At 57.8% G+C, this 25,987-nt stretch carries 33 protein-coding genes and 1 other RNA gene; 14 read left to right on the forward strand and 20 right to left on the reverse strand.

The genetic code is table 11. From position 1 onward, the window contains the following. Positions 1-180 precede the first annotated feature (180 nt). Positions 181-1,098: an IS5 family transposase gene (locus tag OKC27_RS04555; RefSeq protein WP_270805972.1), complete on the forward strand. Its 918-nt coding sequence runs from the start codon at positions 181-183 to the stop codon at positions 1,096-1,098. Positions 1,099-1,247: 149 nt separating this feature from the next. On the opposite strand, the gene rnpB is transcribed toward OKC27_RS04555, so the two are convergent. Continuing rightward, positions 1,248-1,634: RNase P RNA component class A (rnpB, locus tag OKC27_RS04560), an RNA gene on the reverse strand. Between the two features lie 156 nt (positions 1,635-1,790). Next, complete coding sequence (gene rsmI / locus OKC27_RS04565; protein ID WP_042655669.1) at positions 1,791-2,624, reverse strand: 16S rRNA (cytidine(1402)-2'-O)-methyltransferase; 834 nt, start codon at positions 2,622-2,624, stop codon at positions 1,791-1,793. Between the two features lie 199 nt (positions 2,625-2,823). Here rsmI and OKC27_RS04570 point away from each other — a divergent pair, with 199 nt between their 5' ends. Genes OKC27_RS04570 through dolP form a run of 4 tightly spaced genes read left to right on the forward strand, consistent with a single transcriptional unit; the run spans position 2,824 to position 6,107 of the window. Next, on the forward strand, positions 2,824-4,611 hold the full coding sequence (locus OKC27_RS04570) for a penicillin-binding protein activator (RefSeq protein WP_232093580.1): 1,788 nt from the start codon (positions 2,824-2,826) through the stop codon (positions 4,609-4,611). After that, entirely contained in the window at positions 4,553-4,924 is a 372-nt protein-coding gene (locus tag OKC27_RS04575; protein ID WP_182939801.1) for a YraN family protein, read from the forward strand. The genes OKC27_RS04570 and OKC27_RS04575 overlap by 59 nt, the downstream gene beginning before the upstream one ends. Before the next feature lie 9 nt (positions 4,925-4,933). Then, positions 4,934-5,524, forward strand: coding sequence for a D-sedoheptulose-7-phosphate isomerase (locus OKC27_RS04580; RefSeq protein WP_005336275.1), 591 nt, complete (start codon positions 4,934-4,936; stop codon positions 5,522-5,524). Between the two features lie 4 nt (positions 5,525-5,528). Beyond that, entirely contained in the window at positions 5,529-6,107 is a 579-nt protein-coding gene (dolP, locus tag OKC27_RS04585; RefSeq protein WP_182938398.1) for a division/outer membrane stress-associated lipid-binding lipoprotein, read from the forward strand. A gap of 42 nt (positions 6,108-6,149) precedes the next feature. Here the strand turns inward: dolP and OKC27_RS04590 are convergent, their stop codons facing one another. The 8 genes from OKC27_RS04590 to zapE all read right to left on the reverse strand — a co-directional run bounded on the left by OKC27_RS04590 (position 6,150) and on the right by zapE (position 12,323). Further along, complete coding sequence (locus OKC27_RS04590) at positions 6,150-6,536, reverse strand: ClpXP protease specificity-enhancing factor (RefSeq protein WP_270805979.1); 387 nt, start codon at positions 6,534-6,536, stop codon at positions 6,150-6,152. Between the two features lie 35 nt (positions 6,537-6,571). Next, positions 6,572-7,201 carry a stringent starvation protein SspA gene (gene sspA / locus OKC27_RS04595; RefSeq protein WP_042012397.1) on the reverse strand — a complete coding sequence of 210 codons (630 nt, stop codon included), beginning with the start codon at positions 7,199-7,201 and terminating at the stop codon, positions 6,572-6,574. A gap of 87 nt (positions 7,202-7,288) precedes the next feature. Then, entirely contained in the window at positions 7,289-8,023 is a 735-nt protein-coding gene (locus OKC27_RS04600) for a cytochrome c1 (RefSeq protein WP_111806449.1), read from the reverse strand. After that, complete coding sequence (locus OKC27_RS04605) at positions 8,020-9,237, reverse strand: cytochrome b (protein ID WP_019444835.1); 1,218 nt, start codon at positions 9,235-9,237, stop codon at positions 8,020-8,022. The genes OKC27_RS04600 and OKC27_RS04605 overlap by 4 nt, the downstream gene beginning before the upstream one ends. A gap of 2 nt (positions 9,238-9,239) precedes the next feature. Continuing rightward, positions 9,240-9,830 carry a ubiquinol-cytochrome c reductase iron-sulfur subunit gene (petA, locus tag OKC27_RS04610; RefSeq protein ID WP_005336284.1) on the reverse strand — a complete coding sequence of 197 codons (591 nt, stop codon included), beginning with the start codon at positions 9,828-9,830 and terminating at the stop codon, positions 9,240-9,242. 295 nt (positions 9,831-10,125) lie between these two features. After that, entirely contained in the window at positions 10,126-10,518 is a 393-nt protein-coding gene (rpsI, locus tag OKC27_RS04615) for a 30S ribosomal protein S9 (RefSeq protein WP_005336286.1), read from the reverse strand. A 15-nt stretch (positions 10,519-10,533) separates the two neighbouring features. Further along, on the reverse strand, positions 10,534-10,962 hold the full coding sequence (gene rplM / locus OKC27_RS04620) for a 50S ribosomal protein L13 (protein WP_270805973.1): 429 nt from the start codon (positions 10,960-10,962) through the stop codon (positions 10,534-10,536). 266 nt (positions 10,963-11,228) lie between these two features. Further along, positions 11,229-12,323, reverse strand: a complete 1,095-nt coding sequence (gene zapE, locus OKC27_RS04625; protein WP_182938399.1) for a cell division protein ZapE — start codon at positions 12,321-12,323, stop codon at positions 11,229-11,231. A 140-nt stretch (positions 12,324-12,463) separates the two neighbouring features. Between zapE and OKC27_RS04630 the strand changes: the two genes are divergently transcribed. The 3 genes from OKC27_RS04630 (at position 12,464) to degS (ending at position 15,521) form a co-directional block, all read left to right on the forward strand. Continuing rightward, positions 12,464-12,844, forward strand: a complete 381-nt coding sequence (locus tag OKC27_RS04630; RefSeq protein WP_128834353.1) for a YhcB family protein — start codon at positions 12,464-12,466, stop codon at positions 12,842-12,844. Between the two features lie 81 nt (positions 12,845-12,925). Then, positions 12,926-14,287 carry a Do family serine endopeptidase gene (locus OKC27_RS04635; protein ID WP_005336295.1) on the forward strand — a complete coding sequence of 454 codons (1,362 nt, stop codon included), beginning with the start codon at positions 12,926-12,928 and terminating at the stop codon, positions 14,285-14,287. 109 nt (positions 14,288-14,396) lie between these two features. Further along, a complete protein-coding gene (gene degS / locus OKC27_RS04640) occupies positions 14,397-15,521 on the forward strand; it encodes an outer membrane-stress sensor serine endopeptidase DegS (protein ID WP_042655663.1) in 1,125 nt (374 codons plus the stop codon). Between the two features lie 188 nt (positions 15,522-15,709). On the opposite strand, the gene npr is transcribed toward degS, so the two are convergent. The 10 genes from npr to OKC27_RS04690 form a co-directional block, all read right to left on the reverse strand. Next, entirely contained in the window at positions 15,710-15,982 is a 273-nt protein-coding gene (gene npr, locus OKC27_RS04645; protein ID WP_005336318.1) for a PTS phosphocarrier protein NPr, read from the reverse strand. A gap of 20 nt (positions 15,983-16,002) precedes the next feature. Then, on the reverse strand, positions 16,003-16,869 hold the full coding sequence (gene rapZ, locus OKC27_RS04650) for an RNase adapter RapZ (protein ID WP_182938400.1): 867 nt from the start codon (positions 16,867-16,869) through the stop codon (positions 16,003-16,005). A 45-nt stretch (positions 16,870-16,914) separates the two neighbouring features. After that, positions 16,915-17,361 (reverse strand): PTS IIA-like nitrogen regulatory protein PtsN, encoded by a 447-nt coding sequence (gene ptsN, locus OKC27_RS04655; protein WP_042061522.1) that lies wholly within the window; start codon positions 17,359-17,361, stop codon positions 16,915-16,917. 2 nt (positions 17,362-17,363) lie between these two features. Then, positions 17,364-17,651, reverse strand: a complete 288-nt coding sequence (gene hpf, locus OKC27_RS04660) for a ribosome hibernation promoting factor (RefSeq protein WP_005336323.1) — start codon at positions 17,649-17,651, stop codon at positions 17,364-17,366. A 21-nt stretch (positions 17,652-17,672) separates the two neighbouring features. Next, on the reverse strand, positions 17,673-19,112 hold the full coding sequence (locus tag OKC27_RS04665) for an RNA polymerase factor sigma-54 (protein ID WP_182938401.1): 1,440 nt from the start codon (positions 19,110-19,112) through the stop codon (positions 17,673-17,675). 65 nt (positions 19,113-19,177) lie between these two features. After that, entirely contained in the window at positions 19,178-19,903 is a 726-nt protein-coding gene (gene lptB / locus OKC27_RS04670) for an LPS export ABC transporter ATP-binding protein (RefSeq protein WP_005336333.1), read from the reverse strand. Positions 19,904-19,906: 3 nt separating this feature from the next. After that, positions 19,907-20,434 carry a lipopolysaccharide transport periplasmic protein LptA gene (gene lptA, locus OKC27_RS04675; RefSeq protein WP_042061528.1) on the reverse strand — a complete coding sequence of 176 codons (528 nt, stop codon included), beginning with the start codon at positions 20,432-20,434 and terminating at the stop codon, positions 19,907-19,909. Next, the gene (lptC, locus tag OKC27_RS04680) at positions 20,421-20,981 is read right to left on the reverse strand and encodes an LPS export ABC transporter periplasmic protein LptC (RefSeq protein WP_042655661.1); all 561 of its coding nucleotides are present in this window, start codon (positions 20,979-20,981) and stop codon (positions 20,421-20,423) included. The genes lptA and lptC overlap by 14 nt, the downstream gene beginning before the upstream one ends. After that, positions 20,978-21,532, reverse strand: a complete 555-nt coding sequence (gene kdsC, locus OKC27_RS04685; protein WP_139406609.1) for a 3-deoxy-manno-octulosonate-8-phosphatase KdsC — start codon at positions 21,530-21,532, stop codon at positions 20,978-20,980. Before kdsC ends, lptC begins: the two co-directional genes overlap by 4 nt. Then, positions 21,532-22,527 carry a KpsF/GutQ family sugar-phosphate isomerase gene (locus OKC27_RS04690; RefSeq protein WP_042655659.1) on the reverse strand — a complete coding sequence of 332 codons (996 nt, stop codon included), beginning with the start codon at positions 22,525-22,527 and terminating at the stop codon, positions 21,532-21,534. The genes kdsC and OKC27_RS04690 overlap by 1 nt, the downstream gene beginning before the upstream one ends. A gap of 207 nt (positions 22,528-22,734) precedes the next feature. On the opposite strand from OKC27_RS04690, the gene mlaF reads away from it, so the two are divergent. Genes mlaF through ibaG form a run of 6 tightly spaced genes read left to right on the forward strand, consistent with a single transcriptional unit; the run spans position 22,735 to position 25,980 of the window. Then, positions 22,735-23,535, forward strand: coding sequence for a phospholipid ABC transporter ATP-binding protein MlaF (gene mlaF / locus OKC27_RS04695; RefSeq protein WP_058053466.1), 801 nt, complete (start codon positions 22,735-22,737; stop codon positions 23,533-23,535). Next, on the forward strand, positions 23,535-24,314 hold the full coding sequence (gene mlaE, locus OKC27_RS04700; protein WP_058053467.1) for a lipid asymmetry maintenance ABC transporter permease subunit MlaE: 780 nt from the start codon (positions 23,535-23,537) through the stop codon (positions 24,312-24,314). The genes mlaF and mlaE overlap by 1 nt, the downstream gene beginning before the upstream one ends. 7 nt (positions 24,315-24,321) lie before the next feature. Next, a complete protein-coding gene (gene mlaD / locus OKC27_RS04705) occupies positions 24,322-24,819 on the forward strand; it encodes an outer membrane lipid asymmetry maintenance protein MlaD (protein ID WP_058053468.1) in 498 nt (165 codons plus the stop codon). A gap of 2 nt (positions 24,820-24,821) precedes the next feature. Next, on the forward strand, positions 24,822-25,454 hold the full coding sequence (locus tag OKC27_RS04710) for an MlaC/ttg2D family ABC transporter substrate-binding protein (RefSeq protein WP_182938402.1): 633 nt from the start codon (positions 24,822-24,824) through the stop codon (positions 25,452-25,454). After that, positions 25,451-25,723 carry an STAS domain-containing protein gene (locus tag OKC27_RS04715; protein WP_075112948.1) on the forward strand — a complete coding sequence of 91 codons (273 nt, stop codon included), beginning with the start codon at positions 25,451-25,453 and terminating at the stop codon, positions 25,721-25,723. Before OKC27_RS04710 ends, OKC27_RS04715 begins: the two co-directional genes overlap by 4 nt. Continuing rightward, entirely contained in the window at positions 25,723-25,980 is a 258-nt protein-coding gene (gene ibaG, locus OKC27_RS04720; RefSeq protein WP_005306001.1) for a BolA family iron metabolism protein IbaG, read from the forward strand. The genes OKC27_RS04715 and ibaG overlap by 1 nt, the downstream gene beginning before the upstream one ends. The last annotated feature ends 7 nt before the right edge of the window (positions 25,981-25,987 follow it).

Raw genomic sequence — 25,987 nt, forward strand, 5'->3', positions numbered from 1 at the left:
CCGGTGTCCTATCACTATCTATCGCTGCCATTGCGCTAAATACGAGACTATTCGACTGATTTAAAACATATAATTTCATTCAACATGGCGAGGGCGTTGTTTCCCAAATCGATGCAGCTTGAATGGAACTAACTGAGGACTCGGTGATCTGATCACCACCATCCCCTTCAAGTCTGCATCATGGGCACATCGCTTCACCCCATCACCAACTGGCCTAAATACAACAGGTCTCTGATTAACCGTGGTTCACTCACCTTCTGGGTTGATGCCGAGGCCATGAGCAACTGGTTTCACCACGACCATCATGGGCGGCAGGGCCGCAGCCAGCTTTACACTGACCAGACCATCTGTACCTTCCTGATGCTCAAGGGGATTTTCAACCTCACTCTGCGGGCCACTCAGGGACTACTCGACTCCCTGTTCGAGTTGATGAACGTACCGCTTTGTGCCCCCGATTACAGCTGTGTCAGCAAGCGAGCACGCACAGTGATGGTCGCTTATCGACAGCCCCCAAAGGGGCGCATTACCGACTTGGTTATCGACTCAACCGGGCTGAAGGTGTTTGGTGAAGGCGAGTGGAAGGTCAGAAAACACGGCGCTGAGAAGCGGCGGGTCTGGCGCAAGTTACATCTGGCAGTAGACCCGGTGAGCCACGATATCGTGGCGGCGGAAGTCTCGCTGGAGAATGTCCATGATGCCGAGGTGTTGCCGACCTTGCTCAACCCACTGCGGCGCAAGCTGGGACGTGTTTATGCGGATGGTGCCTATGACAGCAAAGCCAGCCATCAGCTTATCTCGCACAAAGGGGCGACAGCCTGTATTCCGCCTCGTAAAAACGCTGGGTTATGGGAAAAGGGACATCCAAGAAATGAGGCGGTGCTGGTAATGCGCAAGGAGGGGCTAGTGCACTGGAAGAAGATGTCGGGATATCATCGGCGCTCGCTGGCAGAGACGGCGATGTATCGGTTCAAGCAGTTGATGACGGGCAAAATCAGTCTGCGTAACTACAACGGCCAAGTGGGAGAGATCATGGCCTACGTGTGTGCGATGAACAAACTGAATGCCCTTGGTCTGCCTGTCAGAAAGCCCCGAGTGTAGCTGTCACCTGGGGCTGGGGAAGTTGTGGCTTGATGGTTGATTTGGGAAACAACGCCCATGGCGAGACAAAAAATATCCGACCAACGAAGCCATATTTTCTCATGCATAAAAAAGAGCCCCGCGATAAATCGCGGGGCTCTTCGGAATGAGGTCGGAGTCGGCCTGTAAGCCGGGTTCTGTACCGGGTTGCCCCGGGTAGCAATCATTCCTCTAGGCCAGCAATCGCTCGCTGGCTCAAGCAACCTACCCGCCCCCAACGCGGGCCGCGCCAATAGGGGCCTATTTGGTCTTGCTTCGGGTGGAGTTTACCGTGCCACGAACTGTTGCCAGTCGCGCGGTGCGCTCTTACCGCACCCTTTCACCCTTACCTGATCCCTTGCGGGCCATCGGCGGTCTGCTCTCTGTTGCACTGGTCGTAGGCTCGCGCCCCCCAGGCGTTACCTGGCACCCTGCCCTATGAAGCCCGGACTTTCCTCCCCTCCGCCCGTCTGTCCCGAGGGACACAACGACGAAGCAGCGATTGCCCAGCCAACTCCGAGCGCGGATTATAGCCTTGCGATACACACGGGGTAAACCGGCAATTCCCGTTTACAGCCATTTATCGCGCTTTGACCCCCGTTGACAGGCTGAATGCTTGCCGGTACGGGGGATTGCACAGGTCAGAAAACAGTCTGCTGGCCTATTTCATCGGCTCAATAGTGCTCGAGACCGTATTTGTAGAGGGCATTTTTCTTCACGCCGTGGATCTCGGCGGTCAGGGCAGCCGCTTTTTTCAGTGGCAGTTCGGCTACCAGCAGCCCCAAAGTGCGGATCGCCTCGGCAGGCAGATCCTCTTCATCTTTCGAGGCGCCAGCCACCACCAGCACGATCTCGCCGCGGCAGCGGTTGTCATCCTCACCGAGCCAGGTCAGCATTTCAGAAGCAGGCAGACCGTGGATCGACTCAAAGGTCTTGGTCAGCTCGCGGCACACCACCACCTGACGCTCGCCGAGAATGCGAGCAATCGCTTCCACCGTATCCTTCACCCGGCGTGGCGATTCGTAGAACACCAGCGAGCGGGTGTCTTCGATGACCGCTTGCAGACGATCGTCGCGTCCCTTGCTCTTGGCGGGCAAAAAGCCTTCGAAGGCAAAGCGATCGGTAGGCAGACCGGCGGCGCTCAAGGCGGTGATGGCGGCACAGGGGCCGGGCAGCGGCACCACCTTGACCCCGGCTTCACGACAGCGGGTGACCAAGTGATAACCGGGGTCGCTGATGAGCGGGGTGCCGGCATCGGAGACCAGCGCAACACTCTTGCCCTCTTTGATCCGGCCGATCAGCACATCGGCCTTCTGCTGCTCGTTGTGATCGTGCAGGGCAAAGGTCGGCACCGAGATTTGGTAGTGGCTGAGCAGGATACCGGTATGACGGGTATCTTCGGCTGCCACCAGATCGACACTGCGTAAAATGTCCAATGCACGCTGGGTGATGTCCGCCAAATTGCCGATCGGAGTGGGGACTATATACAGGGTTGGGATGTCACTCATGGGATCTCCGAGTGCCCCGACAATTGTGTCGCCATATTGGCCCGTTTACACTATGGGGAACTTCAACACTGGTCGGGGAATGAACTTGAACCGGGTTACAAAGCAGCTAAGTGTATCACGACTCTTCGGCATCATACTCGCGGCAGTACTGCTCGCCGCCTGTGCGTCGGAGCCCAATCAACCGTCAGGGCAGTCAGGCATGCCCTCTGCGTTCTCCAATCTGACCAAGAATGCCCAGTGGTATCTTGAGCAGGTGGACCCGGCCAAGCCGGCTGAAGCCTTTACCTGGCAGATGCTGGCGGCACGCAGCTATCTGGCGCTGGGCCAGGCCAAACCGGCCTCGGCACTGTTCCAGCAATTGCAGAAGCAGGCCAAGGAGCCCACCCAGAAGGCGCAGCTGCAACTGCTGCAAGCCCATCTGTTGCTGGCGCAGGGCCACGCCAATCAGGCGCTGATCCTGCTGGAAGGCAAACCCGAGGTGGTGCTGGATGCCGATACCCAGAAGGATTGGTATCGCCAACGCGTGGTGCTGCAGCTCGACATCAACAACAAGTTTGGCGCAGCCAAGTCGTTGATTGCACTGGAGCCCTACCTCAATCAGAGCGAGCAAGCGACCAACCATCAGCAGATCTGGTCGTTGCTCAAAAGCATGACCCCCTCCACCCTGCAAGCGCTGGAAGAGGCTCCGGCCCCTGATGTGACCACCGGCTGGCTGCGACTGGCGGCACTGGTCAACGAGTTTGGCGCCCAGCCAAACCTGCTGGCCCGCCAGCTGGCAGGCTGGAAGCGCGACTTCCCCAACCATCCGGCTCAGAAAGATATGCCGGCAGGATTGGGCGATCTGGCTACCACTGCCAGCACCTCGGTGCAGCAGATCGCCGTGCTGCTGCCCCTCTCCGGCAATCTGGAGCCGCAGGGCGCCGCTATCCGCAACGGTATGCTGATGTCCTACAAGGAGAATCAGGGGCAATTTACCCTGAACTTCTACGACACCCAGAGCAAGTCGACCGGCGATCTTTACAAGCAGGCGATTCAGGAAGGTGCGGACATGATCATCGGCCCGCTGCTGAAAGATCGGGTCGAGGAGCTGCTCAAGGCCAATCCGACCGTGCCGGTGCTGGCGCTCAACGAGCTGGACAAGCCGATCGTCAACGATACCACCTACTACTTCTCCCTCTCTGCCGCCGCAGATGCCGCGCAGGCAGCCCAGTACCTTTACACTCAGGGCTACCGCAAACCTCTGCTGATCGCCGCCCAGGGGCGGATCGGTTACAGCAGTATCAAGGCGTTCGAGCAGAGCTGGGCCACCCTGAGCCAGGATAAGCCGGTCGTTGCCACCTTCGGTGCCCGCAACGAAGTGCAGGGGATGGTCAAGAATGCCCTGAGCGGCCGCTCTACCGCCCGTGCAGGTGAAGTGGTGCAACTCTCTGATGCCGCTCCGCGCAGCATCGATGCGGTTTACGTGGTGGCCAACAGTCTGGAAACCCGGATGATCAAGCCCTACGTGGATGTCTCGGTCAATCCGATGGGCAGCCTGCCCATCTACACCAGCTCCCGTGGCTACGACAGCGCCGCCACCGAGGTCGCCTCCGAGCTCAACGGCATGCATATCGCCGATATGCCGCTGCTGCTTGGCGGCTACGAGAAACAACGCGAGCAGATCGCCCTGCTCTGGCCGCAGACCCAGGGTGACCTGCTGCGGCTCTTTGCCATGGGCTACGATGCCGTCAGCCTGGCTGAGAACCTGCAGCAGATGCGCAAGGTGGGTGGCATGCAGCAGGCTGGCATGAGCGGTCAGCTGAGCGTGGATGCCCAGGGCAATATCGTGCGGATGCTGAGCTGGGGGACTTACCAGAACGGCAAACTGGTCGACGAGAACGCCGTTCAGCAGCTGGAGGAGCCCTCCAATGAAGGAACTATGGAAACGGATGCGCCAGCAGTTGCCGAGCCTGTTCCCCTCACCGATGAGCAAGGGACAGCACTTTGAACAAGTCGCTGAACGCTGGTTGCAGGCCCGGGGCCTGCAACCGGTAGCGCGCAACTACCGCTGTCGTGGCGGTGAAATAGATCTCATCATGCACCAGGGCCAGACCCTGGTGTTTGTTGAGGTGCGCTACCGGGCCACAAGCAGCCATGGCGGGGCCGCCAGTTCGGTCACCCGCAGCAAACAGCACAAGATCATGCTGGCAGCGCGCCACTATTTGAAGCAACATGCCATCAACGAGGCCAATCAGGCCTGCCGATTCGATGTGATTGCGTTCGAGGGTGACCAGCCAGCCTGGATCCAGAACGCGTTTTAAGAGGACCCTATGACTGACCGCATCAAAGAGAACTACACCGAAAGCATCCAGACCAAGATAGCCGCCGCCGAGGCGCTGCCGGATGCCATCCATACTGCAGCCCAGATGATCACCATCTGCCTGCTCAATGGCCACAAGGTGCTGGCATGCGGTAACGGTCCTTCTGCCGCACTGGCGCAACTGTTCATCTCCGAGCTGGTCAACTGCTACGAGACCCAGCGCCCCTCCCTGCCCGGCATGGCCCTGACGCCCGACATGGCGACCATCAGCGCCATCGCCACCGATCACGGTTTTGAAGAGGTCTACGCCAAGCAGATCCGCGCACTGGGCCAGCCCGGCGACATTCTGGTGGTCATCACCACCTCCGGCCACAGCCGCAGCCTGATCAAGGCTGCCGAGGCCGCCCTCTCCCGCGACATGACCATAGTGGTGCTGAGCGGGGGGGACGGTGGCGAAATGGCTGGTCTGCTCGGTCCGAATGATGTGGAGATCCGCGTGCCATCCGCCCGTCGGCCTCGCATTCTGGAAGTGAACCTGTTGACCCTGCACTGCCTGTGTGATCTCATCGACCAGACACTTTTCCCGCAACAGGAAGATTGAAACCATGAAAAAGCACACTATCCTGCTCGGTCTGCTGGTGAGCACCCTGCTGCTGCAAGGCTGCGCAGCCGTGGTTGTTGGCGGCGCCGCAGGGACCGCCAAGGCCTCTGGCGATCGCCGAACGCTGGGCGCACAGTGGGATGACCAGACCATCGAGCTGAAAGCGGCCAATCTGCTGGCCGACAACAAACCGCTCAGCGCAGCCAGCAAGATCAGCGTCTATAGCAACAACGGCCGCGTGCTGCTGGTCGGCCAGACACCTTCTGACGTTTACAAGATTGAGGCAGGCAAAATTGTCAGTCGCATCGAAGGGGTCCGCCACGTCTACAACGAGTTGCGCCTCGGCCAGCCCGCCAGCTTCACTACTCGCAGTAATGATTCCTGGATCACCTCCAAGGTGAAGGCCGACATGTTCGGTACCAAAAACTTCGACAGCACCAAGGTCAAGGTGGTCACCGAGAATAGCGAGGTGTTCCTGATTGGTCTGGTGACGCGTCAGGAGGGGGAACAGGCAGTGCAGATTGCCCGCCACGTTGAGGGCGTGAAGCGCGTGATCAAGGCCTTCGAGTTCGCCCAGAACTAAAACCACGCGGCATAAAAAAACGCAGCCAATCGGCTGCGTTTTTTATTTGATCACTTTCAGGGTCGGACGACCGCTGGGGCGCGGCGGTTCCGGCTCAGGCTCCACCGGCGCTTCGGCCTGTTCCAGCCAGATGTCGTAACCCGGCTCGGGCGGGAACATGGTGCCCACGCCGTTCTCCCGGGCATGGATAGCCAGCACGGCCGCCATCGGGATATAGACCTGCTGGGATACCCCGCCAAAGCGGGCGCTGAAGCTGATGGCCTCATTATCCATATGAAATTGCATCACGGCACGAGGCGCGATGTTCAGCACTATCTGCCCATCCTGGGCAAACTGCATCGGCACCATCACATGGGGAATGTTGACGTTGACCACCAGATGGGGGGTCAGGTCATTGTCCAGCAACCAGTCAAAGAACGCCCGTAACAGTTACGGGCGGCTCGGTGTCATTGTCGGTTCCATGCTCATACGCCAGAACGGATCTCGCGCTCGGCTTCGGTCAGAGAGGCCTGGAAGGATTCACGCTCGAACAGACGAACCATGTAGGCCTTCAGCTCTTTGGCACCACGACCGGTCAGGTCGATGCCCAGGCTCGGCAGACGCCACAGCAGCGGAGCCATGTAGCAATCCACCAGACCGAACTCTTCGCTCATGAAATAGGGCATTTCACCGAAGATCGGCGCGATGGCCAGCAGGTTGTCACGCAGTTCGTTGCGTGCCGCTTCAGCATCGGTACCGGCCATGATCTTGTCGGCCAGGGAGTACCAGTCCAGCTCGATGCGGTGCATCATCAGACGGCTGTTACCACGAGCAACCGGGTAAACAGGCATCAGGGGCGGATGCGGGAAGCGCTCGTCCAGATACTCCATGATGATGCGTGAGGTATAGAGTGCCAGCTCACGATCCACCAGAGTCGGTACAGAGTTGTACGGGTTCAGCTCGGCCAGCTCATCCGGCAGATTGGCTGGGTCAACCTGGCAGATATCCACGCTAACACCCTTCTCCGCCAGGACAATACGCACCTGATGGCTGAACATATCGTTGGCACCGGAAAACAGCGTCATTACCGAACGCTTATTGGCAGCTACAGCCATTGAACCCTCCCGTCATAAAAAAGCAGAAACGGCAATGAAGCATCTTGGTCTTCATTGCCGTGCATTATATTACCCGGATCTGGTCGCTTAGTGAACGTCGCGCCAGAATTCCTTCTTCAACAGCACAGTGAAGATGAAGAAGATCACGATGAAGCCAAGCACCCAGAAGCCCATACGTTCACGCTCCTGTTGTACCGGTTCAGCCGAGTAGACCAAGAAGTTTACCAGATCCAGCACCGTCTGATCATACTCTTCGTTATTCATTTCACCATTGCCATCAGATTTGATGCTGACAACCTGATGGGTTTCCACGCCATCGACCGTGTGAGTGGCAAACTCGGCACGGGGGGTTCCCTGCAACGGCTCCAGTACATGGGGCATGCCCACGGACGGGAATACGGCGTTGTTCACCCCGAACGGACGGGTTTCATCCACATAGAAGGAGCGCAGATAGGTGTAAATCCAGTCAGCACCACGCACCCGGGCAACCAGCGTCAGATCGGGAGGCGGCGCACCAAACCACTTGGCGGCATCCTTCTCCGAGACCGAGTTTTCCATCAGGTCACCAATCTTGGCGCCATTGACGATCAGATTGTCAGCCATCAGATCGGCCGGGATCCCCAGATCCTCTGCCACCCGGTTGTAACGCTGGTACTGGGTGCTGTGGCAACCAAAGCAGTAGTTCATGAAGGTGGCGGCGCCACGCTGCAGAGAAGCCTTGTCGCTCAGGTCATAGTTGGCCTTGTCCAGATGCACGGCCCCGGCATTGGCAAACACCAGTGACGGCAGCAGGGTCAGCACTGCAAATATTATTCTTTTCATTTAAATGTCACCCTCTCCGGCAGCGGCTTGGTGCTTTCGTTCTTGCTATAGAAGAACAGCAGGACGAAGAACCCGAAATAACCCAAGGTACAAATTTGGGCAATCAGCGTCAGAGTCGGCGTCGACGGCAGCACCCCGAGGATCCCCAGAATCACGAAGCACACCACAAACTGGGCAATGTTCAGCTTGTGCAGTTTGCTGCGATAGCGCACCGAGCGCACCTTGCAGCGATCCAGCCACGGCAGCAGGAACAGCACCACAATGGAGAGACCCATCATGATGACGCCAAGCAGCTTGTCCGGCACCGCCCGCAAAATGGCGTAGAACGGCGTGAAGTACCACACAGGCGCGATATGTGCCGGGGTTTTCAGCCCGTTGGCCACTTCAAAGTTCGGCTTCTCGAGGAAGTAACCCCACATATCCGGCTTGAAGAAGATGATGGCGCAGAAGAAGAACAGGAAGCCCGCCACACCGATCATATCCTTGACGGTGAAGTAAGGGTGGAACGCCACAGCATCCAGCGGCCAGCCGTTTTCGTCCTTGTGCTTCTTGATGTCGATGCCATCCGGGTTGTTGGACCCCACCTCATGCAACGCCAGAATGTGCATGGCAACCAGCATCACCAACACCAGCGGCAATGCGATGACATGCAGCGCGAAGAAGCGGTTCAGGGTCGCACCGGAGATGACGTAGTCACCGCGGATCCACAGGGTCAGATCGTCACCGATGACCGGAATGGCGCCAAACAGCGAGATGATGACCTGAGCACCCCAGAATGACATCTGGCCCCAGGGCAGCAAGTAGCCCATGAAGGCTTCCGCCATCAGCACCAAGAAGATCAGCATACCGAAGATCCACAGCAGTTCACGAGGCTTCTGATAAGAGCCATAGATCATGCCGCGGAACATGTGCATGTAGACCACGATGAAGAATGCAGACGCGCCGGTTGAGTGCATGTAACGCAGCAGCCAGCCGTACTCCACATCGCGCATGATGTACTCCACGGAGGCAAACGCACCTTCCGCAGAGGGGTTGTAGTTCATGGTCAGCCAGATACCGGTGATAATCTGGTTGACCAGCACCAGCATGGCAAGCGAGCCGAAGAAGTACCAGAAGTTCAGGTTCTTCGGTGCCGGATACTTGGCCATATGGTCGTTGTACATGGCCGTGAGCGGGAATCGATAATCGATCCAGCCCATCAGTTTACTCAACATGGTCAGGCCTCCTTGCCATCGGCACCGACCTGAATGGTGGTGTCATTAATGAATTGATAGGGCGGAATGACCAGGTTCAGCGGTGCAGGCACCCCCTGGAACACACGGCCGGCCATGTCGAACTTGGAGCCATGACACGGGCAGAAGAAGCCGGACGTGACGCCCTGCACCTGCTCGCCAAAGCTGTCAGGCAGATAGGAAGGTGAACACCCCAAGTGGGTGCAAATACCGACCGCGACAAAAATTTCGGGCTTGATCGATCTGTACCCGTTATGGGCATAGTCAGGCTGCTGCGGCTCTTCAGATGAGGGATCCCGCAGCTTGTCATCATGGGCAGCCAAGGCATCCAGCGTCTGTTTGGTGCGTTTCACCACCCAGACAGGCTTGCCTCGCCACTCGACACGGATGAGCTGACCCGGTTCCAACTTGCTGATATCGACTTCAACCGGCGCCCCGGCTGCTTTGGCCTTGGCACTCGGATTCCATGACTTTATAAACGGCACTGCGGTAAACGCAGCTCCTACCCCACCAACGGCAACCGTTGACCAGGTAAGAAATCTGCGGCGACCGGTATCAACTGGCGCATTGCTCATCCAAAAACTCTCCCATGTGGACTCCGCACATTCTTATAGTGTCCCTGTTCCCCATTTTTCCCGTGACAACAGCGGCGGAAGCTGGATTTACAATTGCCACAGAAAACAGGGGAAATTTTAAAGAAAAGATAACAACTTGACAAGAAAGAGCGGTGAGCAATGAAAACAATAAAGAAACAATTTTTTGTCTTTTGTGACGCGTGGTTAGCATTGATGTCGGTAATATTACCAATAAAAAAAGCCTGGCGGCTGCCAGGCTTTTTTGACACTCGAAAGAGTGAGTACCAAAAGCGAATTAACGCTTGGAGTACTGCGGACGCTTACGAGCTTTGTGCAGACCGACTTTCTTACGCTCAACCTTACGGGCATCGCGAGTAACAAAGCCAGCTTTACGCAGTTCGGAACGCAGGGTTTCGTCGTACTGCATCAGAGCACGAGTGATACCGTGGCGGATCGCACCAGCTTGACCGGAGATGCCACCACCGTTAACGGTGATGTACAGATCCAGTTTCTCGGTCATCTCAACCAGTTCCAGCGGCTGACGAACTACCATGCGGGCAGTCGGACGGCCGAAGTACTGCTCCAGGGAGCGCTGGTTGATTACGATCTTGCCGCTACCCGCTTTGATAAATACGCGAGCAGTGGAGCTTTTGCGACGGCCGGTACCGTAGTATTGATTTTCTGCCATGTTGCCAGTTCCCGATTAGATATCCAGTACTTGAGGTTGCTGAGCAGCATGAGCATGCTCGGCGCCTGCGTAAACTTTCAGTTTACGGAACATGGCACGGCCCAGAGGACCTTTCGGGAGCATGCCTTTGACGGCTGCTTCGATTACCATTTCCGGTTTACGCTGAATCAGCTTGTCGAAGCTGATTGACTTGATACCACCCGGGAAACTGGAGTGAGCGTGGTACATTTTGTCGGTAAATTTCTTACCGGTTACGTGTACCTTCTCAGCGTTTACAACGATGATGTAATCACCGGTGTCAACGTGCGGAGTGTATTCAGCTTTGTGCTTACCACGCAGACGAGCAGCGATCTCGGTTGCGATACGACCCAGAGTTTTACCTTCTGCGTCCACAATGTACCAGTCACGTTTTACGGTTTCTGGCTTGGCAACGAAAGTTTTCATTAAGTTAAACCCAATTACCTGTTACAGACCCAATTGCTTATGGGGGCTCTCCCACAAACAACAAACGATGGCCTACCTGTACCCCTTCGAATACAAGTAAAGCTTAAAGTGTTGCTGTCTTATCGACAGCTGTAACGTGGGCCGGGCGATTATAAGTGAAGTTGCCTTAAATATCACCTGCTAATTTCACTGCCATGAAGCTAGCAAATGTCGCCCGGCCCTACCTGCCGCAGATGCCCATCCGACTGGCAGGCGCGGTATTGTGACTAAGGAAGGTGCACTCTGGCAAGGTATTCGTGCGATTGCATTTCCTGAAGCCGTGAAAGACAGCGTTTGAATTCGAAATTCAGCAGCCCTTCGCCATAGAGTTCTGCCATGGGAACCGCCGCCGACATGATGAGCTTGACGTGCCGTTCGTAGAACTCATCGACCATGGCGATGAAGCGGCGAGCCGCGTCATCCTTGCCTGCACCCATTGGCTGCACATTGGCCAGCAAGACGGTATGGAACAACCTGGCCAGCTCGATATAGTCGTTCTGGGAACGGGGAGTACAGCAAAGTTGCTCGAATTCCATATAGAGCACCCCTTCCCCCATCCCCAGTGACGTCAGCTGACGATGATTGACCTCGAACGTCCCTTCGCAAGCCGAGTGACCACCGGTTAATTGCTGAAAATAGTGGTCAAGATTGGCTTTTGCCTGCAAATCCAGCGGGCAGTGATAAATCTCGGCTTGTTCCAGCGTACGCAGGCGATAGTCGATACCGCCATCCACGTTAAGTACCTCGCAATGGCGCTCGATAAGCTCGATAGCAGGCAGAAAACGGGCTCGCTGCAGCCCGTTGCGATAAAGATCCTGCGGCGGAATATTTGAAGTAGCGACCAGCACAACGCCGTGACCAAACAGCTCCTGAAACAGCGTGCCCAGCAGCATGGCGTCGGTGATATCGGAGACAAAAAATTCGTCGAAACAGATGATGTCTGTCTCGCTGGCAAGCTTGCTGGCCACCAGCTTGAGCGGATCGGACTGCCCGCTCAGCCCCTGCAGTTCATCGTGAATGCGGTGCATGAAACGGTGGAAATGGCTGCGCATCTTGCGCGTCCCCGGCAGGCTGTCGAAAAAAGTATCCATCAGCCAGGTCTTGCCTCGGCCCACTCCGCCCCACATATAGATACCCAGGACGGGCTCCGGCGGCTTGGGCTTTTGCAGCCAACCCAGCAGCCCTCGAGATCTGGTCGGAGTCGGGCGCCGTAGCAAATCCTGATACAGTCGCTCCAGCCTGCTGATGGCCACCCCCTGCGCGGGGTCGGCCACAAAGCCGGGGCGCAGCAGATCCTGCTGGTATTTTTGCTGCGGTGTCATCCTTGAGCGCCTCTCCAAGTCCCTGAATCGAGGACAAAATGGTATCACGGCCTCAGGACGCACGGTATAGTGCCATCAAGGCATGGCGGTTATGACGACCGCATAAACCCACTCTGTTTTAGCTGTAACAAGGAGCATCTATGAGTCTGTTAACTGGGATCCTGCTGGCTGTCGCGGCCTTGATTATCGGTATCGTTCTCGGCCGTTTTTCGGTGCGTAGCCGCGATGCTGGCCGTCTGGAACAGGAACTGAAAAAGGCCCACAAGGAGCTCGAAAGTTATCAGGGCCAGATCAACACCCACTTCGCCGACAGTGCCGCACTGATGGAACAACTGGCCGAGCAGTATCAGACCCTCTATCGCCACATGGCCGAGCAGAGCAAATTCCTGGCCAAAGCGCAGGAGCCCCTGTTCCGCGAGTCCTTGGTAGAAGAAGCCCCTGCCAATGTGGCAGAAGAGCAGGGCGTTCCGCCTCGCGACTATGCGGGTGCCTCTTCCGGACTGCTCAAACAACCAAACTAGTTCCTCGAGGAACTAATTGGCCAGTCCCGTGGTCTGACCTTGACGATTGCAATGCAACTTTTTCTGGGAGCTGTTTTTCATATGCGTAAACCTCTTTCCATGCTCAGTGTGCTAGCCCTCAGTGTCGGTATCGCTATGTCTGCGGCCCCTGCTCAGGCTGCACTGCCTTCCCTGTTAGGCTCAAATCAGGAGATGCCAAGCCTGGCGCCTGTTCTCGAACAGGTCACCCCGGCGGTGGTCAATATCTCGGTTTCTGGCAAAAAAATTACCCGTCAGCGTCTGCCGGAGCAGTTCAAGTTCTTCTTCGGCCCCAACATGCCCGACGAACAGGTGAGCGAGCAGCCGTTCCAGGCGCTCGGCTCCGGTGTCATCGTCGATGCCAAGAAGGGTTACGTGATCACCAACGCCCACGTGGTTCACGAGGCGGACGAGATCAAGGTCAACCTGAAGGATGGTCGTGAGTATGCGGCCAAGAAAATCGGTGAAGACAAACAGTCCGACATCGCCCTGCTGCAAATCAAGGCCGAGGATCTGGTGCAGATCAAGTTCGCCGACTCCGACGAGCTGCGGGTGGGTGACTATGCGCTGGCCATCGGCAACCCGTTTGGTCTGGGTCAGACCGTCACATCAGGTATCGTCAGCGCGCTGGGTCGCAGCGGCCTCAACATCGAGAATCTGGAAAACTTCATCCAGACCGATGCGGCCATCAACTCCGGTAACTCCGGCGGCGCCCTGCTCAACCTGCGTGGCGAGCTGATCGGTATCAACACCGCGATTCTGGGCCCGAACGGCGGCAACATCGGCATCGGCTTTGCCATCCCCTCCAACATGGTGCGGGATCTGACCGAGCAGATCGTCAAGTACGGTGAAGTGCGTCGCGGCCAGCTGGGTATTACCGGCACCGAGCTTACCTCAGACATCGCCAAAACCTTCGGCTACAACAAGAAGGATGGTGCCTTTGTCAATCAGGTCATGCCTGATTCGGCGGCCGACAAGGCGGGCATCAAGGCCGGCGATATCATCGTAAGCATCGATGGCAAACCGGTTCGCTCCTTCGGTGAGCTGCGTGCCAAGATCGCCACCATGGGCGCTGGCAAGCAGGTCGAGCTGGGATTGATCCGCGATGGCAAATCACAAACTGCCAAGGTGACCCTGAAGCAGGCCGATGACAGCGAAGTGCGCGCCAGCGCGCTGCATCCGGCACTGGAAGGGGCCAAGCTGAGCACCACTACCGACCCGGTCTCCGGCGTCGCGGTGGCCGACATTGATCCTCGCTCTCCGGCAGCCGCTTCCGGCCTGCAGAAGGGGGACATCATCATCGGGGTCAACCGCCTGCGCATTAACACCCTGGGCGAGCTGACCAAGGCGCTCAAGAACAAGCCTGACGTGCTGGCGCTCAACATCCAGCGCGGTGACTCCTCGCTCTATCTGGTGATCCGCTAACGCTCAAGTTGTTCGCCACTCCCTCCATCACCCGCGGCCTTCACCGCGGGTGATTTTTATCCATCGATAGTGTTATTCTCTGCGCGCAGCCTGTACGGATGAGAATGACATGAAAATCCCCCCTTTAGTCAGTTACTTGGGCAAGTCTGTCGGTTTTGGTTTGACCGTCGCGGCGCTGCTGTTGCTGCTGTTTCCCCATTTTCGCGGTGGTGCCCAACTGCCCGGCATCATCACCAATGCCCGTGAACTGAGTTTCTCCTATGCCGCCCATCGGGCAGGCCCTGCCGTCGTCAACATCTACACCCGCAGCTTTGCCCCCAATCAGGGCAATCAGGGAGAACTACGCCCGCAAGGGCTGGGTTCCGGCGTCATCATGAACCAGCGCGGCTATGTGCTGACCAACTACCATGTCATCGCCGATGCCGACCAGATCATCGTTGCGTTGCAGGATGGCCGGGTCTTCAGCGCCGAGCTGGTCGGCACCGATCAGCTCACCGACCTCGCCGTGCTCTATATCGAGTCAGACAACCTGCCGGTGATCCCGCAGGATCCGGAGCGACTACCAGAAGTGGGGGATGTGGTGCTCGCCATCGGCAACCCCTACAACGTCGGCCAGACCATCACCCAGGGCATCATCAGTGCCACCGGCCGCACCGGCCTCTCCAGCATGGGGCCCGACAGCAATGGCCGTCAGGATCTGCTGCAGACCGATGCCGCCATCAACGAGGGCAACTCGGGGGGGGCGCTGGTCAACGGCCGTGGCGACCTGGTGGGCATCAACACCGCCACCTACCACCTCAACGGCAACCAGGAGAGCTACGGCATCAGCTTCGCCATCCCCTACCGGCTGGCAAAACGGATCATGGATGAGCTGATCGCTAACGGTCGGGTGATCCGCGGCTACCTCGGGGTCTCCAGCGTCGAGATCAATCCCATCGTCGCGCGGATGATGAACCTCGGCGACCTGCGCGGTCTGGTGGTGGAGAGTCTGGACCCCAACGGCCCGGCGGCCAAAGGCGGTCTGCAGCGAGGGGATGTACTGCTCAAGATCAACGGAGAGGCCATCAGTGGGGTGCGCAGCGCCATGGACAAGATTGTCGAGAGCCGCCCCGGCACCAAGCTGACCATCTCGGTATTCCGTTCCGGCAAGCCGCTGGAAGTGGTGGTCACCATAGAAGAAGATCTGCGCTATCAGCAGAGAATGGCCAGCTCGAGCGCCGCATCGGCCAGCTAAGGCGCAGCTCCGGCTGTGGCGCTGCGCGCTTGTCATGAGGGCGATTATATTACTGACGAGATAATCGACCGCGACTGGGATTCATCGATGCAACAATGAGGTCGACTATCCCCTGCTGCCATACTGCAAACCCTGAATCATTACACAGCCGATCACTGCATTGCGGATCAGAATAAAACGAGGAGTGGCTACTCCTCGTTGAAGCCGGAGGTGAACAGCTCCACCACGGCGGCCAGGGCCTCGACCTCTTCGGGGCCCTCAACCTGTACTTCCACCTGCCGCCCTTGCGCGGAATCCAGCATCAACAGGCCGATGATGCTGTCAGCATCGGCCTCCACACCATCTTCATTGCGCAGCAAGACATGGGCATCGAAACCCTGCACCAGCTCGAACAGCATCATGGCCGGTCTGGCGTGAATACCCAGCTTGTTTTTCACTTCAACCGAGGCGGAAACAGTCATCGGGTCGTCCTATTGATCCATCAGGATTGGGGGGAGCTCTTGTCGAGAGTGCGGTGGCGGATCTGCACGTTCTTGCCAAGCAAGCGGAACGCGCTGGCCAACCGCTCTGCGATAAAGACCGAACGGTGCTGACCGCCGGTGCAACCGATGCCCACCGTGAGGTAGCTGCGATTATTGCGCTCCAGATGGGGTAACCAAGTCACCAGAATGTTTTCGATCTGCTGGGTAAACAACATCACATCGGCCTGCGCCGAGAGGTAGTTGGCGACCGGCGCATCCTTGCCGGTAAACGGCTTGAGCTCGGGGATCCAGTGCGGGTTGGGCAGGAAGCGGGCATCGAACACGAAGTCGGCATCTTTGGGAATGCCGTACTTGAACCCGAACGACTCAAACACCAGCACCAGCTCGTTCTCTTTCTTGCCGAGCACCCGGGTCTTGATGAGCTCGCTCAGGTCGTGAATGCTGAGGTTGGTGGTGTCGATACGCAGATCCGCGGTTGAAGAGAGGGGCGAAAGCAGGTTGGTCTCTTCCCGAATGGCCTCATCCAGCGACAGCTTGTTGCGTGACAAGGGGTGCAAGCGGCGGCTCTCGCCATAACGCTTGAGCAAGGTGCCGTTGTCGGCGTCGAAGAAGAAGCTGGAGAACTTTACCCGCCCTTCATTGCGCACCTGGGCCAGCAGATTTTCCAGTTTCTCCGGATCGCTCGGCAGGTTGCGCACATCGATACTGACCGCCAGTTTGTCATACTGGCTCTCGACCGAGACAATCAACTGCGGCAGCAGATTGACCGGCAGGTTGTCCACACAGTAATAACCCAGATCTTCCAGCACTCGCAGGGCTACCGTTTTACCGGAGCCCGAACGTCCACTTACCACGATTAACTGCATCTTGTTCCCTCACGCCAAAACGGGTGTCTCATCCTTGGCCTGCTGTCAGGCCGAGGTCATGATCTGATAGAGCTCTTCGTCACTGGTTGCCTGACGCAACTGGCGGCAGACCGCCTTGTCGCCGAGCTTGGAAGCCATCAGGGAAAGGGTCTTTAGATGCTGCTTGCACTCGCTTTCCGGCACCAGCAAGGCAAACAGCAGGTCAACCGGTTGATTGTCGATGGCGTCGAAAGGAATAGGGTCGGCAAAGGTCATCAGGATCGCGGTTGGCGGGAATTCATCATCAATGCGACCGTGGGGGATCGCAATACCGGCACCGATCCCGGTACTGCCCATTTTTTCGCGGGCCAGCAAACATTCGAACAGCGCCTGACGGGAAGTGCCAAGGCGTTCGGCGGCCAGCTCGCTGATGATTTCGAGGGCGCGTTTCTTGCTGGTACAAGGGACTGCACTCTTGGTGCAGTCCCGACTCAGTATGTGTTCAAGTTGCATAGTTATTTTTTGTTTAACTTATCTTTGTGCTTGATGATCTGCCTGTCCAGCTTGTCGAGCAAGGTGTCTATCGCAGCATACATATCGGCATGTTCAGAGTTGGCGAAGACTTCACCCCCGCTGACGTGCAATTTGGCTTCCGCTATCTGGTTCAGTTTTTCCACGCTAAGCACCACATGAACATTGTTGATGTGGTCGAAGTGACGCTCGAGTTTGGCAAATTTGTTGTTCACATAATCACGCAGAGCTTCGGTGATCTCGACATGGTGTCCGGTCAGGTTAATTTGCATAACATCATCCTTTTGTTTTGCCTAAACCAGGCGTTTGCGCTGATTGGAAGGTGGGATAAACAAGGATTCGCGATACTTAGCGATCGTGCGTCTCGCCACCATAATACCCTGTTCGGCCAGCAAATCCGCGATCTTGCTATCACTTAACGGCTTGGCAGGGTTCTCTGCCGTGACCAGCTTCTTGATGAGCGCGCGAATTGCGGTCGATGAGCACTCTCCTCCTCCTTCGGTGTTCACATGGCTGGAGAAAAAAAACTTTAATTCGAAGATACCACGGGGGGTATGCATGTACTTCTGGGTCGTCACCCGGGAGATGGTCGACTCATGCATCTCCACCGCTTCGGCGATGTCGTTGAGCACCATGGGCTTCATCGCCTCTTCACCATACTCGAAAAAGCCCTGTTGCTGCTCGACAATACAACTGGCTACTTTCAGCAGGGTGTCATTGCGACTCTCCAGGCTCTTGATGAACCACTTGGCTTCCTGCAAATGGGAGCGGATAAACTGGGTGTCGGTGCTGCTGCAGGCATTGCGGGCCATGGCGGCATAGGTCTCGTTGACCCGGATGCGGGGAGCGGAGTCAGGATTGAGCTCGACCACCCACTTGTTGCCCTTCTTGACCACCGAAACATCGGGGATCACGTACTGGGAGTCGCTCTGGATGATGCCGTTACCGGGGCGTGGCTCCAGCAGCTGGATCAGATCCAGCACCTCCTTGAGGTCGCTCTCCTTGAGTTTGGTCTTGCGGGCGAGGGTACGATAATCGCGGTTGCCGAGCAGCTCCATGTGCTCGAGGATCACCTCCTTGGCCTCATTGAGCCAGGGGGTCTGCGGGTCATACTGCTCCAGCTGGATCAGCAGGCATTCCTGCACCGAACGGGCGGCAATGCCGACCGGATCGAAATGCTGCACCCGCTTGAGCACCGCCTCGACCTCGTCGAGTTCGACCTCCAGCTCGTCGCTACCCACTGCCTGTTGAATGTCTTCCAGCGCAACGGTCAGATAGCCGGATTCGTCGATGGCATCGATGATGGCGAGGGCGATGGCGGCATCCACGTCGCTGAACGGGGTGAGTCGCATCTGCCACAGCAGATAATCCTGCAGGTTTTCGGTGGTCTCCCCCTGATAGACGCTATCTTCCCCATCGTGGATGGGGCCGGCGCTCTGGGCGGTGCCGGCGGAGTAAACCTCATCCCAGGTCGTATCCACCGGCAACTCGTCCGGCATCTGCTCCTGAGCCATGGCATCGCTGGAGTCCATTTGACTGTCATCGACCGGCGCTTCCGGTGCACTCTCCTGCTGCTCGCTCTCTTCCTGCTCCAGCAGAGGGTTGTTTTCGAGCGCTTGCTGAATTTCCTGCTGAAGTTCCAGGGTGGAAAGCTGGAGCAGACGAATCGCTTGTTGTAATTGCGGCGTCATGGTCAGGGACTGACCGAGACGCAACTGTAATGTCGGCTTCATCTACGTCGGGATATCCTTATGTTCAGCGAGGCAGGCGTCAAAGGAAATGAAGGCATGCCCCCTTACTATAGACTGAATTGATCGCCCAAATAGACGCGCTTGACCTGTTCATCGGCGAGGATGTCAGCCGGTGCACCTTCGGCAATCATCTTGCCGTGGCTGACGATATAGGCCTTCTCACATACGTCCAGAGTCTCTCTGACGTTGTGGTCGGTAATCAAGACGCCGAGGCCTCTATCTTTCAGATGCTGAATGATCTTCTTGATGTCTATCACAGAAATCGGGTCAACCCCTGCAAATGGTTCATCCAGCAGAATAAAACGCGGCTCGGCCGCCAGTGCGCGGGCGATCTCGACCCGGCGACGCTCACCACCGGAGAGGCTCTGACCCAGGTTGTCACGAATGTGGGTGATATTGAACTCTTCCAGCAGTTGCTGAACCTTGTCCTCACGCTCCTCGCGGCTCAACCCCTTGCGGGTCTGCATCACCCCCATCAGGTTGTCGAACACCGACAGGCGGCGGAAGATGGAGGCCTCTTGCGGCAGGTAACCGATGCCGTTGCGAGCTCGCACATGCATGGGCTGCAGGCTGATGTCCTGATCGTCGATGGTGATGAGACCGGCATCGCGCTGCACCAGCCCGACGATCATGTAGAAGGAGGTGGTCTTGCCCGCCCCGTTGGGGCCGAGCAGGCCGACAATCTGGCCGGTGCCCACTTCCAGGCTGACGTCACTCACCACCATGCGGCGCTTGTAGCTCTTCTGCAGGCCCACTGCTTTTAACACTGCCATGGTTTATTTTCCCTGCTTCTGCTGATCGGCGGGCTTGTCGAAATTCTCTACCTGATCCGGCAGGAACACGGTCTTGACCCGCTGGTTCGGGCTCTTGCTCTCGGCAATCATCTTCTGTTTGACGATGTCGTAGCGGATCAGATCGCCATTGACCTGACTATCCTCCTGCTTGAGCTGACCGTTGCCGGTGATGGTCACCAGCCGGTTCTTCAGCTCGTAGCGGATGGTGTTGCCATGGGCGTTGACCGGCTTGCCGTTATCCAGGATCTGGAAGAAGGTGGCGGGTTTGCCGTAGGCGGTCATTACCTCGGCCCCTTTCTCGCCGGAACGGGTCACCACCACCTTGTCAGCCTTGATCTTGATGGTGCCCTGATTGATGGTCACATCCTCTTCGAAGGTGATGCGATTGTCCTGCATCTCGGCCACCTGCTTGACGGCATCGACGTAGACCTTCTCGGCAAAGTCGGACTCTTTGGCGGTCACCGCACCACACAACAACAGGGCTGCGAGGGCCAGATTAGCGTTTTTCATTGAAATAGATGGCATGACCTTGATCCAGTAACTCAAAATATTTGCGGTCCAGATGGCCTTTGAGGCCAACCCCTTGGGTCTGGAAATCCCGACCCAGAATATTCACTTCCCGGTTGCTGCGCACATCCTGTGTCACCAGATCCAGCTCCAGATAGGGCGTATCGAGGGTGGAGATGAAGGAGGTGGGCAGCAGACCATCCAGATGCACCTTGTCCCGCAGGATGACGTTGTCGCCGGTGTTGAGCACGCCGGTTTCGGCGGTCACCTTCCACTCGGCGGCCCCCTGCTCGTCATACATGTAGACCACCGGCTTGTCGAAAGTGGCCTGCTCGAGGATCTGATAATACTCGGCGTAGGTCGACTCCAGCCGCTCGGTGCGCTTGCCATTGATATCAAAACGGGTGGTCACCAGATCTTTGGCGACAAAATCCGGCTGATAGTTTTCGATTTTGACGGCGCTCTCCGGCACCAGCTCCACCTTGCCCAACTGCCAGGCGACCAGCGCCACCAGCAGCAACAAGGCGAACAACAGGGTCTGTCTGCTCATACCGAGGCCTCGGGCTGATAGTCGCCGTGACCCTGCGCCTGCAGAATGAGGTCGCACACCTCGCGCACCGCCCCCATGCCGCCGCCGAGACGAGTGACCAGATCGGCACGGCTCAGCACCAGCGGATGGGCATCGGCCACCGCGATACCCAGGCCACAGGCGGTCATCACCGGCAGATCGATGGTGTCATCGCCCATGTAGGCGGCCTGTTCCGGGGTCAGTCCCAGCTTGGTCAGCAACGCCTCGAAGTGCGGCAGCTTTTTATCGGCCCCCTGCACCACATGGGCCACACCCAGGCTTTTCATCCGATCGCTGACGATACGGGAGTTGCGCCCGGTGATGATGGCAATCTCGATCCCGGCATTGAGCAGCGCCCGCATGCCCGCACCATCGCGGGTACAGAAGGTTTTCAGCTCTTCGCCGTTGTTTCCCATGTAGATGAGGCCGTTGGAGAGCACCCCGTCCACATCGCACACCAGCAGGCGGATTTGCGCCGCCTTGTCGTACTGGCTGCGCGTCACCGGACCATAGAGGGTCGGTACGTTTTGCATCAAATGACTCCGGCTTTCAGCAGGTCGTGCATGTTGAAGGCACCGAGCGGGCGCTTCTCTTCATCCACTACCAGTAATCCGTTGATTTTTCTCGTTTCCATCAGCTTGACGGCTTCTGCAGCCATCATCTCTGGACCTACGGTAACACAGTTGGCGGTCATCACACGGCTGATGGGGGTGTGATGGATATCGATCTGCTGGTCGAGAATGCGGCGCAGATCGCCATCGGTAAACAGCCCGGCCAGCAGGCCATTGCCATCGACCACCGCCGTCATGCCGAGCCCCTTGCGACTCACTTCCAGCAGCGCCTGGCTGATGGTGGCATCGATCCCTACCCGGGGCAACAGCTCGCCGCGGTGCATCAGATCGCCGACCCGCAGCAACAGACGCTTGCCAAGGGAACCGCCCGGATGGGAAAGAGCGAAGTCATCGGCGGTAAAACCGCGCGCTTCCAGCAGGGCGACTGCCAGGGCATCGCCCATCACCAGGGTTGCCGTGGTGCTGGAGGTGGGCGCCAGACCCAACGGGCAGGCCTCTTTCTCCACCTTGATGCACAGGTGCACGTTGGCCTCTTTGGCCATGGTGGAGGCCGGATTGCCGGTCATGCAGATGAGCGGAATGCCGCGGCGCTTGAGCACCGGCAGCAGGGCCAGGATTTCGTCGCTCTCGCCGGAGTTGGAGATGGCGATGATAAGGTCGCCGCTGGAGATCATCCCCAGATCGCCGTGACTCGCCTCCCCCGGGTGGAGGAAGAAGGCCGGCGTGCCGGTGCTGGCAAGGGTGGCGGCGATCTTGCTGCCGATATGGCCCGACTTGCCCATTCCGGTGACCACAATCTTGCCACCGCAGCGCAGCACCATCTCGCACGCCTTGTCGAAGGCGTCGTTCAGATACTGATAGAGTCCATCAATGGCTTGCTTTTCTGTGTCCAGCACCGCGCGGGCACTGCGACGAAAATCGAACAGTTCAGACACTTTCTCAGGCTTTACAGACATAAAGACACAGCTCCGGGCCGAAATTAGCTGCGGGATTATAAAAAAGTCTGTCCGGATAAGCGAATCGGATGGTAAGTCCCGCTCCCGATAACGCTCTTTGTTGCAGAAAACTGTCGTGCAAATGGGCTGGCGGCCTGTTCAATAGTTGTTCCTTGCTGTTGCTTAGACCTAGACTACCCCATAAAATTCGCACCTCATTTACACCGGATGGACAATTGTTTGAACAATGACCTGATCACCATCTCCGATCTGACCTTCAGTCACGGAGATCGGCTGTTGTATGACGGGATCAACCTGACCATTCCTCGTGGCAAAGTGACCGCCGTCATGGGCCCGAGCGGCATCGGTAAAACCACCCTGCTGCGGCTGATCGGTGGCCAGCTCAAACCGGAGTCCGGTCACATTCTGTTTGACGGGGAAGATATCCCCACCCTCTCCCGCAGCCGTCTCTACGAGGTGCGCAAGCGGATGAGCATGCTGTTCCAGAGCGGCGCCCTGTTTACCGGCATGACGGTCTACGACAACGTGGCCTTCCCGCTGCGGGAGCACTCCGGCCTGCCGGAGGAGCTGATCCACACCATCGTCATGATGAAGTTGCAGGCGGTGGGCTTGCGCGGGGCGGCGAAACTGATGCCTTCCGAACTCTCCGGCGGCATGGCGCGCCGGGCAGCGCTGGCGCGGGCGATTGCCCTCGATCCCGACCTCATCATGTATGACGAGCCGTTTGTCGGGCAGGACCCCATTACCATGGCGGTGCTGGTCAAGCTGATTAAAGAGCTGAACGATGCCCTCGGCATCACCTCCGTCATCGTCACCCACGATGTGAACGAGGTGCTGACCATTGCCGATTACGCCTACATCATCGCCAATCGCAAGGTGGTGGCGCACGGCACACCGGAACAGCTGCGCGAGGAGCACAATCCCGAAGTCGAGCAGTTCCTCAAAGGATTGCCCGACGGTCCTGTTCCGTTTCATTTTCCGGCAGGCGACCTGCTACAGGATCTGTGATGTTGATAAGTCAAATAAGCAAGCTGGGGCGAGTCGGTGTGCGCGTCATCAGCGCCGTCGGCCGTGCCACCATCATGTTGTTTCATGCGCTGGCGGGCAAACCCGAGCCGCGCAAGCACTTCCCGCTGCTGGTCCAGCAGTTGTATGTGGTGGGCGTGCAGTCGGTGGCCATCATCCTGGTCTCCGGCCTGTTCATCGGCATGGTGCTCTCGCTGCAGGGTTACAACGTATTGAAAGACTTCGGCGCCGAACAGAGCCTGGGGCCGTTGGTCTCTCTCTCCCTGTTGCGGGAGTTGGGCCCGGTGGTAACCGGCCTGCTATTTGCTGGCCGCGCCGGTTCGGCCCTGACCGCCGAGATCGGCCTGATGAAGGCCACCGAACAGCTCTCCAGCCTCGAGATGATGGCGGTCGACCCGCTGCGCCGGGTGGTGGCCCCCCGCTTCTGGGCCGGTGTCATCAGCATGCCGCTGCTGGCCTTTATGTTCAGCCTGATCGGTATCTTCGGTGGCAAACTGGTTGGCGTGGATTGGCTGGGGGTGGACGAAGGGGGCTTCTGGTCTGCCATGCAGTCCTCCGTCGACTGGGGGGAAGACATCATGCAGGGCGCCATCAAGAGCCTGATCTTCGCCCTGGTGGTCACCTGGATTGCGCTCTTTAACGGCTATGATGCCAAGCCGACCTCGGCCGGGATCAGTCAGGCCACGACCCGTACCGTGGTCCACTCATCCCTCGCCGTGCTCGGCCTGGATTTTATACTCACCGCAGTCATGTTTGGATAAGGTAAAGATGAAGTTCAGCAAAGTAGAATTCCTGGTCGGCACCTTCATGCTGGCTGGCATAGCAGCCATTCTGGCACTGGCCCTGCAAGTGGCCGGTTTGAGCTTCAAACCGGAAGGAGAAACCTATACCCTGCGCGCGCATTTCGATAATATCGGCGGCCTGAAAGTCCGGTCGCCGGTCAAGGTCGGCGGCGTGGTGGTGGGTCGGGTCAGCGACATAGCACTGGATCCGAAAACCCAGGTGCCCGAAGTGACCCTGATGATGCAAAAGAGTGCCGGTGAGTTTTCCGAAACCAGCTCGCTCTCCATCCTCACTTCGGGTCTGCTCGGCGAGCAGTACATCGGCCTGATGCCCGGCTTCAGCGATGAGGAGATGGGCACCGCCATGCTCAAAGACGGTGACCTGATTGAAGACACCAAATCCGCCATCGTGCTGGAAGATTTGATTGGCAAGTTCCTCTATAGCCAATCCTCCGACAGCAAATCAGACAGCAAGAAGGAGTAATCATGTTCAAGAAAATCGCCCTGCTGCTGGGCCTGATGACCAGCATGCTCTTTTCCCTGTCTACCCAGGCCGCAGTCGATGCCACCGACCCCAACGCGCTGGTGGATCAGGCTGCCAAGCAGACCTTCGCCCGCCTGAAGGCCGATCAGACCCAGGTGAAGAGCAACCCGGATCACTTGCGGGTGATTATCCGTGAAGAGCTGCTGCCCTATGTGGACAATCGCTTCGCCGCCTACAAGGTGCTCGGCAACCAGATTAAAGAGACCACCGAAGCGCAGCGCAACGCCTTCGTCGAGGTGTTCACCGAGTACATGGTGAGCTCCTACGCCGACGCGCTGGCCCATTTTGACAAGCAGACCGTCAAGGTCGAACCGGGCAAAGCCCCCAGCGGCAACATCACCGCCGTCAACGTCAGCGTGAAAGAGGCCGGCAAGCCGGACATCTTCCTCGAGTTCAAGCTGCGCAAGAACAACAAGACCGGCGAGTGGAAAGCCTTCGACATGGTGGCAGAGGGGATCAGCCTGCTCTCCGCCAAACAGAGCGAGCTCGGCGGTTTGATCCGCCAGAACGGCATCGATGCGGTGATCGCCCAGTTGCGCGAACACAACGCCAAGCCGTTGGTGCTCAAGTCATGACCCTCTGCGGTGATCTGCAGGCGCCACAGGTCAATGACCTGTGGCAACGCCGTGCCGACTGGTGGCAGGACGACCGGCTCGATCTCGGCGGCGTCACCACCCTCGACTCCGCCGGACTGGCCCTGCTGGTCAAATGGGCCAAAGCCGCATTAGCGCGAGGCGCCACACCGCAACTGGTGGGCGCCTCCAGTGATTTCTATACCCTGGCCAACCTGTACGGGGTGGCCGGGCTGTTTCAGTCAACCCCGCTCACAACTGAGGACGCATAATGCAAGTCTCTGAAATTGAAGCGATACTCCTTGAGGCTCTGCCATTGTCCGAAGTCCATGTCAAAGGGGACGGTAGTCACTACCAAGTGATCGCCGTCGGTGACATGTTTGACGGCATGAGCCGGGTCAAGAAGCAGCAGGCCATCTATGCCCCGCTGATGGACAAGATCGCCAGCAACGCCATTCACGCCCTCTCCATCAAGGCGTTCACCGACGCCGAGTGGAAACGCGAACGTAAATTCCTATTGCCCTCCTGATTTGGTA

Source organism: Aeromonas sp. QDB62 (assembly GCF_027705695.1).
In the GTDB taxonomy this organism is placed as follows: domain Bacteria; phylum Pseudomonadota; class Gammaproteobacteria; order Enterobacterales; family Aeromonadaceae; genus Aeromonas; species Aeromonas allosaccharophila.